11 protein-coding genes are annotated in these 8,236 nt (G+C 31.8%); 3 read left to right on the top strand and 8 right to left on the bottom strand.

Annotated features, from left to right (window positions below; genetic code table 11):
* Positions 1-334 precede the first annotated feature (334 nt).
* On the bottom strand, positions 335-520 hold the full coding sequence (locus tag SBL15_RS12850) for a hypothetical protein (RefSeq protein WP_107398400.1): 186 nt from the start codon (positions 518-520) through the stop codon (positions 335-337).
* 665 nt (positions 521-1,185) lie between these two features.
* On the opposite strand from SBL15_RS12850, the gene SBL15_RS12845 reads away from it, so the two are divergent.
* Positions 1,186-1,443, top strand: a complete 258-nt coding sequence (locus tag SBL15_RS12845) for a DUF3102 domain-containing protein (protein WP_317956217.1) — start codon at positions 1,186-1,188, stop codon at positions 1,441-1,443.
* A 121-nt stretch (positions 1,444-1,564) separates the two neighbouring features.
* On the opposite strand, the gene SBL15_RS12840 is transcribed toward SBL15_RS12845, so the two are convergent.
* From SBL15_RS12840 to SBL15_RS12825, 4 genes are all read right to left on the bottom strand, one after another.
* On the bottom strand, positions 1,565-2,278 hold the full coding sequence (locus SBL15_RS12840) for a hypothetical protein (RefSeq protein ID WP_317956215.1): 714 nt from the start codon (positions 2,276-2,278) through the stop codon (positions 1,565-1,567).
* Positions 2,262-2,456 (bottom strand): helix-turn-helix domain-containing protein, encoded by a 195-nt coding sequence (locus tag SBL15_RS12835; protein WP_031867976.1) that lies wholly within the window; start codon positions 2,454-2,456, stop codon positions 2,262-2,264. Before SBL15_RS12835 ends, SBL15_RS12840 begins: the two co-directional genes overlap by 17 nt.
* Before the next feature lie 15 nt (positions 2,457-2,471).
* Positions 2,472-2,606, bottom strand: a complete 135-nt coding sequence (locus tag SBL15_RS12830) for a hypothetical protein (protein WP_259341603.1) — start codon at positions 2,604-2,606, stop codon at positions 2,472-2,474.
* 62 nt (positions 2,607-2,668) lie between these two features.
* Positions 2,669-3,619: a tyrosine-type recombinase/integrase gene (locus SBL15_RS12825; protein WP_317956211.1), complete on the bottom strand. Its 951-nt coding sequence runs from the start codon at positions 3,617-3,619 to the stop codon at positions 2,669-2,671.
* A gap of 325 nt (positions 3,620-3,944) precedes the next feature.
* Here SBL15_RS12825 and SBL15_RS12820 point away from each other — a divergent pair, with 325 nt between their 5' ends.
* Positions 3,945-4,580: a hypothetical protein gene (locus tag SBL15_RS12820; protein ID WP_317956209.1), complete on the top strand. Its 636-nt coding sequence runs from the start codon at positions 3,945-3,947 to the stop codon at positions 4,578-4,580.
* A gap of 286 nt (positions 4,581-4,866) precedes the next feature.
* Here the strand turns inward: SBL15_RS12820 and SBL15_RS12815 are convergent, their stop codons facing one another.
* The 3 genes from SBL15_RS12815 to SBL15_RS12805 all read right to left on the bottom strand — a co-directional run bounded on the left by SBL15_RS12815 (position 4,867) and on the right by SBL15_RS12805 (position 7,479).
* Positions 4,867-6,360, bottom strand: a complete 1,494-nt coding sequence (locus SBL15_RS12815; RefSeq protein ID WP_107614394.1) for a TOTE conflict system archaeo-eukaryotic primase domain-containing protein — start codon at positions 6,358-6,360, stop codon at positions 4,867-4,869.
* A 185-nt stretch (positions 6,361-6,545) separates the two neighbouring features.
* A complete protein-coding gene (locus SBL15_RS12810) occupies positions 6,546-6,767 on the bottom strand; it encodes a hypothetical protein (RefSeq protein WP_107612673.1) in 222 nt (73 codons plus the stop codon).
* 565 nt (positions 6,768-7,332) lie between these two features.
* Positions 7,333-7,479 carry a hypothetical protein gene (locus tag SBL15_RS12805; RefSeq protein ID WP_233641761.1) on the bottom strand — a complete coding sequence of 49 codons (147 nt, stop codon included), beginning with the start codon at positions 7,477-7,479 and terminating at the stop codon, positions 7,333-7,335.
* Positions 7,480-7,749: 270 nt separating this feature from the next.
* On the opposite strand from SBL15_RS12805, the gene SBL15_RS12800 reads away from it, so the two are divergent.
* Positions 7,750-7,878 carry a hypothetical protein gene (locus tag SBL15_RS12800; RefSeq protein ID WP_259341605.1) on the top strand — a complete coding sequence of 43 codons (129 nt, stop codon included), beginning with the start codon at positions 7,750-7,752 and terminating at the stop codon, positions 7,876-7,878.
* Positions 7,879-8,236 lie beyond the last annotated feature (358 nt).

Here is an 8,236-nt window from a genome sequence, read left to right as displayed (position 1 = left end):
CCCTTCAGATCTACGGATTTTCGCCATGCCACGAAATTAGCATCATGCTAGCAAGTTAAGCGAACACTGACATGATAAATTAGTGGTTAGCTATATTTTTTACTTTGCAACAGAACCATTTAAAAGTTACTAAACAATTCTATATGCTCTAAGTACTTTATTTTCAATAACTATATTTGTTTTATCTCCGTCTTTCATATCTGCAACTTCCGGCATTATTACCGTCATATCATCATGTGTTCGTTCTGCTTATAAACGTGTTCCCACGATTGCTGACAAACTATCTTCTTCAAAAAATTGGAAAGTGTTTCCTTTACGTATGATCGCGACTTTTCTATCCATTGTTTTCACTCTCCATTAATTTAATGATTTTATTCAAGTTAGCTGCGGAATTGGTTTCAGTGTTATATAAATCTTTATGTGATAATTTTTTGTTTTTAGGTGGCATATTATTCTGGAATGTCTTTCCAGTCGATACCATTCCTTGAATTTGCATTGTTTCGCCTAAGTTATATATCAATTTAAAATACATCTCCTAACTTACTTACAACTATATAGCCTTGTATATCATATAATCAATAAAGCTATTTTTAGTTAGGAAGTCTCTTAATTCACTTGTTACTTATTACACTCTGTTTAATATAACTATTACTGAATATCATGTATGTATTACTCACTTTTCAACTTTTGTAAATAGTATTTTATTTAAGTTGAAAAATTTAAACGATTAAAGAATGTAATTGCGCGTTTGCATTTAGAAAACGGAAATATTCGTTCTCTTAACTATAAAACAATTCTCTATCTAGCAAGATGATGATAATTTCATAAGACTTAAAATCGTATACGTATACACAATTAGCTAAAGATTTAAAGCTGCAAATGAATTTGGAGAAAATTATAACGGAGCGCTCCGTTCGTACGGAAAACATAAAACACATCAATTAGCCACAATGCCTGAAGAGCAACGCGCGTTGGGATATGGTGTTGATAATAGATATATACTCTTGTATACATCTATTTAAAGCAGCACGTATAAATAAGATGACATGCGTACAAATATGTACACATTTTAAATTACATGACGTCACGTAATTTACGATATTCTAGAATTAAAAACGAGTATGTACTTAAAAACGAGTATGTACTCGCATTTGGTAAATGGCTTAAAAAAGTAAAGCTGCCTAAGTGTTTGGCGAAGAAAATGTCGAAGCGCTTCGACATTTAGCACATGGCGAATTTGGTAAGTGGTTAGAAAAAGTAAACATATCTAAAGACTATTCAGCTAAGTATATAAAGGTTTTTGATGAATTTGATAATTCAAATTTCGCAACGTTACGAAATATCGGCATATCAGCTCTACACGAAATCGCTAGTTTGCCGAAACCTGAACGTACCAAAGAACACAAAAAGCCTCCCGCTATTATAAATAGCGGAAGGACTTAGCACGTGAGGTATTATTGATTATACCAAACAATATTAATCTATCACAAAGCGATTATTTAACGTTCATATGTGTTGATCGGTGTTAAACGCCTTTCGTTGTAATACAGAGCGTTTCTCAGAACTATAAAGAGGCATGCGCCCATGTTTTCCCATTTTTAGCGCCCTCTTTGTTAGGGTTATTCATAATAATGTTATACATCGTAAATTTAGTTGAATGACTGTATTTTTTAAGTTCTTCTTTCAATTCTTTATTTCTTTTATATCGTTCTGGCATGATGTTATTTTTTAAATCATCGAACATATATTTTACAGTTGTTTCTATATGATTTTTTATATCTTGTCTTACAACTTCGTTACTTCGTATTCTATCAAGTACTTCTTTTCTGTTACTTAATATTGCTAAAGCATATAGATTATTGTTATAACCTTGTTTTATTAGTCTTTCTAATACCTCCGTAGACATATCTTGACCATTAAAAGATGTAGCAAGTTCGTTCATAACTTGGCTAACGTAATAGTCATGTTTCTTAAAGTCTAGATCTGTTTGCGGGTGTAGGTTCATTTCATCTTCTACTAGTTCGTTATCTATTTGTTCTAAAGTTATAGATACTAATTCGTTTGATCGCTCATCATATGCTTTCAATTCTTCTTCAATTTCTTTATTTTTTGTTTCTTTATATTCTTTGATAGCCTCATTTCTAGCTGTTTCCGTAAATCTATCATCATATTCTTCTTTTACTTTTTCTAACCCCTCGTTAAACTCATCAATTTTATCCGACCATATTTGACTTTCAGAACGTTCTTTTATTTTATTTACATTACTTTCTATGCTCATCGTTGTCGCCTCCTGTTATGAAATTGTTTAATTCTTCTTGAGTAATTATATATTTACGTCCGATTTTTCTAGCTTTAATATCTCCACGTTGAATATATTCTCTTATTGTTTGAACGTGCATACCTAATTTATCCGCTACTTGTTGCGCGGTATATAATTCTTCTGTTGCTACTGCCATAAACAATGCCCCTTTCTATTTGCTGTGTTCTTTAATTAATTGATCGAATTCCCTTTTTAATTCTTTCCAGTTATTCAAAATAACTTCCTTTTCAAGTTCGTTGTCGCAAACAAATTTAATTGCTCCATTATTCATAGCTTTTACTTCCATTGTGATTTTCCTTTCATACTATATTGATTACTTATAAACATAACTTTATAACTTGTTTTATCTCATTCTTCTGACGCAAAGATAGAAGAGGCTACACGTTTTTCACTATCGTTATTTGCACGCTCTAAATGATGTAAATACACCATAGTCGTGCTTATTTTAGCGTGTCTCAATAGCTGTTGTGTTTCTTCTAATGTACCGCCATTCAATAAATTTAATGTAGCTGTTGAATGTCTAAGGCTATGCGCTGTTAAACGCGGACTATTATATCCGGCGTTTTTCATTGCACTTTTAACAATCGTACTTACACTGCACGTCGTTAGGCTTTTGCCTTTATTATTGTTACTTGTTGAAACAAATAAATACTCGTAATCATCAGCTAACATACTTCTATAAACTCCGATCGCTTTAAGCACCTGTAACGGCAATTTAACGTAATCGTTTTTTTCTTCTTTTCCTTTACCTTGTATATAAAGAACTGGAGTATCTCCAACATTTCTAATATCTTCAATTTTCGCTCTAGCAACTTCAATAGTTCTTAAGCCTGTTGTAACCATTAAAGCCACCAGGGCATAGTCTCTGGCGCCCTTCAGCGTTGATGTATCAATGTTATTTAATACATCTTTGACTTGTTCACTAGTTAAGTAATCTTTTTTGTGTGTTGTATCTAGTTTGGCACCTTTAACCCTATCAGCAATATTAGGATATATATTTTCTTGCTCAGTCCATTTAAAAAATAATCTAACAACGATGATGTAGTTTTGTATTGTCGTTGGCTTGCGTCCTATATCTCTAAGAGATTTTTTAAAGTTTAAAATGTCCTCGCGTTTCGGTTCTGTTATATGATTGTCAGCTAAATATCTAAAGAATTGTTTCAAAGTTCGTTTGTATGTTCCGATTGTTGCCTCTGTTGCGTCAATATAATGTATAAATCTTTCAAGTAAACTATCGCCTGAAAGTACTATTGCGCCAGTGTTTTCATTTATATTTAAGTTGTTTTCTTGTTTTTCCATTTTCTCACTCTTTACCTAAGTTATTGTCATAAAAACTTATAAAAATACTATATTCTGAATAGGAGTAAAATTACTCCACGTAATTAATTATATGACAAAAACCCTTTTATTTAAACGGTTTAACTTAAATTTGGTGTAAGTTTTCTTTGCTTTCATGTAACTATTGTAACTATTTATGGTATATTTATGTATACATATGTATAGCGCCCAACAGACGCACAAATGTTAAGGGTAATCGGCAATAATAATGCCACAGGCAATATATACATGGTCTGTTGCCTATATGTATATAACGCTTATTTAGAAAGGGGTTTCTAACAACGATATGGCGCTTAATGACCTACTAACTACCAAAAACGCTAGTCAATTCTTGAATATCTCTCCTTCTTCTCTAAGAGTTTATGCTCAAACCATGGAATTACTGGGGTATGAATTTAAACGCAGAGAAAATGCTCGTCAGTTTAGTCAATACGATTTACATATCATAAGTGAGGCTATGAAGTTCTTTAAGTTACACGGTGGAACAATGAAAACGGCACTTCATTATTCGATCGTTAAAGAAGAACAAGGGGAAGAAATAGCTAATGCTTTACCAGAATTACAAAATGATTATGTCGAAGAAGAAAACGGTAATTCACAAAAATTAGATCTTCAATCTTTTAGTGATGATATTGTTTCTCGTATATCCTCACAAATACTCCAAAAAATCGAAGAACAATCAGAGAATACCTCTAAAAACGTCATAGAGGCTATATATAAGCTGAAAGAACCAAAAGAGGATATAAACTACCTAAAAGAAGAAAACGATCGTCTACGGGCTAATATAAGCCGAATAGAACAATACAATGATGAACACGCTAATAAATATGAAAAATTAGAAGAAGAAAACGCAAAATTACGTACTGAACTTGAAAGTTTAAAAAATATGAGTATTTGGGAGTTTAGGAAATGGAAGAAGTAAATAATCGCTTACTGCTTTTACAGTACACAAAAAACAACACCCTTTTTTATGATGGTCGTTAATGTCGTTTCTTTTCTCTAAGTACTGATATAATAGGCTTTGTAATGTAGCTATAATCTTTGTTATAATTCTTTTAAGTCGTAAAGTACTATAAAACAATTGATTTATTGAGTACATTGTCTTGAAAAAAATACATATATATAGTTATAATTTAAGTGTCAAAAATTTGACCGTTTTATCAATATATTGATAATCAAACGGGATAACAACAAAAAAGACAAGCCCACTAGAGAGCTTGCTTGAATTTTTCAAACTGTCGTCTAGTAAGATTGTCTTTAACGTGTTTATAGCTTATAACATCATTTTGATACGCTTTGATAAGTATATCATTGATGTTGACGTTCTCTTCGTCTGCTTTAATCAAAACCTTTTCGTCGGGGGTTTGGTTAAAGCTTTTTTTAATGCTATAAATGTTTGCTTTGTGTACCACATGACCTTCTACATCTGTGCGAACTTTATCAACAACGCCACTCTTAACTACTTTAATACGTTCTAATTGTTCCAACTTATTAATGTATTTTCTTAATGTCCCTCTATTAGCTGGATTCCCATAGTTTTGCATAACCGAATATGCCATGTAAAAGCTGTCTGCGCCTAAAGGTGTATGACGTTTAGCATGTACGATCATTGATGTATAAAGTTTCATCAACTTCATGTCTTTAAGTGCTAATATATCTCTTATTTCATCGCCATATAACACAACTTCAGTAGTATTACTGCTTAACGTAATGTTGTGATTAAATACATACTTTACAATTTTCTGTGTTTCTTGTTTGATGTGGTTTTCTGACGATTGCACTAAGCCTCTATAATTACGTTTACTATTTAACATAATTTCGTTGATAACCTTTTCTGTATAAGGTATCTCATGTCCCTGTGCTTTAAGAAATGTTGCTAATAATATTGTGTATTTATTTCGCGTATCTGGATATATCAAACGTTTATTCTCTAACATCTTTAATATATCTTGTTGTGCGTTTTCGATTTGATACTCCGTAAAATCTAACGTCCGCAATACACTGTTGAATATTAGCGCCTCATCAGTATACAAAAATCTATATAGCTGATGATATGTTTCTTCTAACTGTATGTTGTACAAGTCTTTAAGATTATGCGTCTTTTCAAAAGACTTTGCATTTAGTTGTTTAATTTCATAAATAAACTCTCTATTTTTCCGCTTAAATCTAGGTGTAGTAGGGTCAACAAAATTACAACGTTTTCCCGTTACTCTATGAATGCCTAAAGGTAACTTAACGCCTAATTTAGCTGTCGGTCTAAACTCAATTTCTGACGTGTTATAACCTGCTCTATCTAATACTTCACGATAAAAAGCGTGTAAATAATCAACGCATATGACATTATCGAAAAACATATATACGTGATAACCTTTGTTACCACTATAAGCTACTGGCATATACTCATAAGGGACATTAAACTCACTGTATAATACTGATCGTAATATCTTCACATCATTTTGTGCTTTAGATAAGTGCTGCTTACCAGTATCAACGTCAAAACATATATACTTAGAGAATATTTTTCCACTAAAGATACCAATAGTTTGAGTACCCTCAATATGATTTAGTAAATGCTCTCTAGATAAGCCAGTAAATTTAGTGTAATAACTACCGTCATCTTGTTGTTCAATACGAGCTTGCTTACTACTAATAAACAACCGTTCAAGAGCCTGTACAAGTCTTAAAGAACTGACCTGTGTCATTGCATTACTCCTTAGAAAGTTGTTTAGCATACTCACATAATATATATACATGTACATTGTGTTACGTTTTGTACATAAAGGCATAACATTTATATTATTGTGTACAATAGATTTATAGCGTTATATTTAACTAATACATGTACACGATCTTATGTCTTTAAGGTGTTTATTATGTTCAATATAAATTAATAACCTTGCTTGTTTAAGAACTTCTCTACTTTTTTGAGAGCCTCCTCAGCATAATCATGCTTGTTAGTAGCAAATCTTCTAAAGTTTGTTTCTCCAAGCCCCATAGCCTCAGCAACTAAACGATATTTAGGCTCGTAATTATCAATGTAGTAATTTTGAAAACGATCGCGTATTTCATTATTGTGTTCTTTTTGTTTGTCTAATGTTGCTGTACTCATTGTCACACCTCCTTATAAAACTTATAAATATATATTACATAACTTATATATATTTGTACACAAAAAAGTGGGCGAGGCACTATTGTTTTAATTTCCTTTTTCCAAACGAAGCGAGCGCTCGCTCGTATTCTTCTATAAATTCATTTATTGCTTTTGTCTTTCTTTGTCTTTTGATTTGTTTAACTGTTGTACAAACTTATAAGTCATTTATCTAGATTTCATAGAGAACGTTTATACTTACTTGTTTTGTCGACAAAACATTTTAACCTCTATCTTCATAAATTTTTAAGTCACTTACCAAATAAATTAAGCGCGCGCGCGCTCGCCTACATCGCTCTTATGAAACTTTCATTAAGTCGAGTTTTGTCGATAACTCGTTTAAATTGATACAGTCCCATTATTTACAACCGTATTTAAAAGTACGCTTGTAAAACCACAAACAAAAAGCACACACCTATAAAATTAAAGTGTGTGCGTACTACTGTTTTCATGTACATTGAAGTTAATCAAAAAAAGATTAACCATAATAAAATAAATATTTTTAACGTGTCTGATACATCGTTTATTAGTTTTTGTCGTCATTTAAATATTCAGCGAACAGTTTACCCTCTTCAAGCCAACGTTCCTGTATCGTTGGTTGCTTACCTTTTTTATTATCCTTTTTAGCTTGCTCCAATAGTTCTTTTTGTTTCTCTGGTGTTAGTTTATCCATAATTTAGCACCCCTTTATTTAACGTTTATAGCCCTATTTAGAACACTTTTTATTTTCTGGATGCTTTATACCTAAATTTTATTGCTTAACGAATATGAAAGGCTGTGTGGTTTTAAAATGTATTTATGTATTTATTTTTTTATTCCAATTTATTTGTTCAATTCTCGTGCTATATTAATAAATGCGTTGTTATAACGTTGTCGTTTATATTGCTGTTTGTCCTTTACTCCCGTCTCTAGTGACGTAGAGACTGAAAGGGGGATAGATAGCATGAAACGAAAAAAGTTCTCTCAAGACAAATCTAGCGACAACAAGAAAAAAGCCGACCTTTTTACAGATTGGTTGATATATACAACTAAAGAACTTACTAGACAAATCATAGAACAATTATTCAATTAGAATAGTTGTCATGCCAAACTTATAACGTGAGAAGTGAGTACACTTCACAAACAGTAGACAACGTTAAACGTAAGGCATGTTATAAGAAAGCCCCGTAACTACTCACAATAGTTAAACGGGGCTTTTGGCGTTTAAAAACACAATACTATTTTGTAGATTGACGGTCTACAACGATAGCATGAAACTTTTATCTCTCATGCAAATAATAACACGTCATAACTATTTTAAACAATATAGAACTATTTAGGTTCTGTTGCAAAGTTGAATTTATAGTATAATTTTAACAAAAAGGAGTCTTCTGTATGAACTATTTCAGATATAAACAATTTAACAAGGATGTTATCACTGTAGCCGTTGG

Source organism: Staphylococcus sp. NWU MKU2 (genome assembly GCF_033283605.1).
GTDB classification, from domain to species: Bacteria; Bacillota; Bacilli; order Staphylococcales; family Staphylococcaceae; genus Staphylococcus; species Staphylococcus haemolyticus.
Note: the sequence above shows the minus strand (reverse complement) of the source record. Positions and strands in the feature narration are given on the sequence as shown.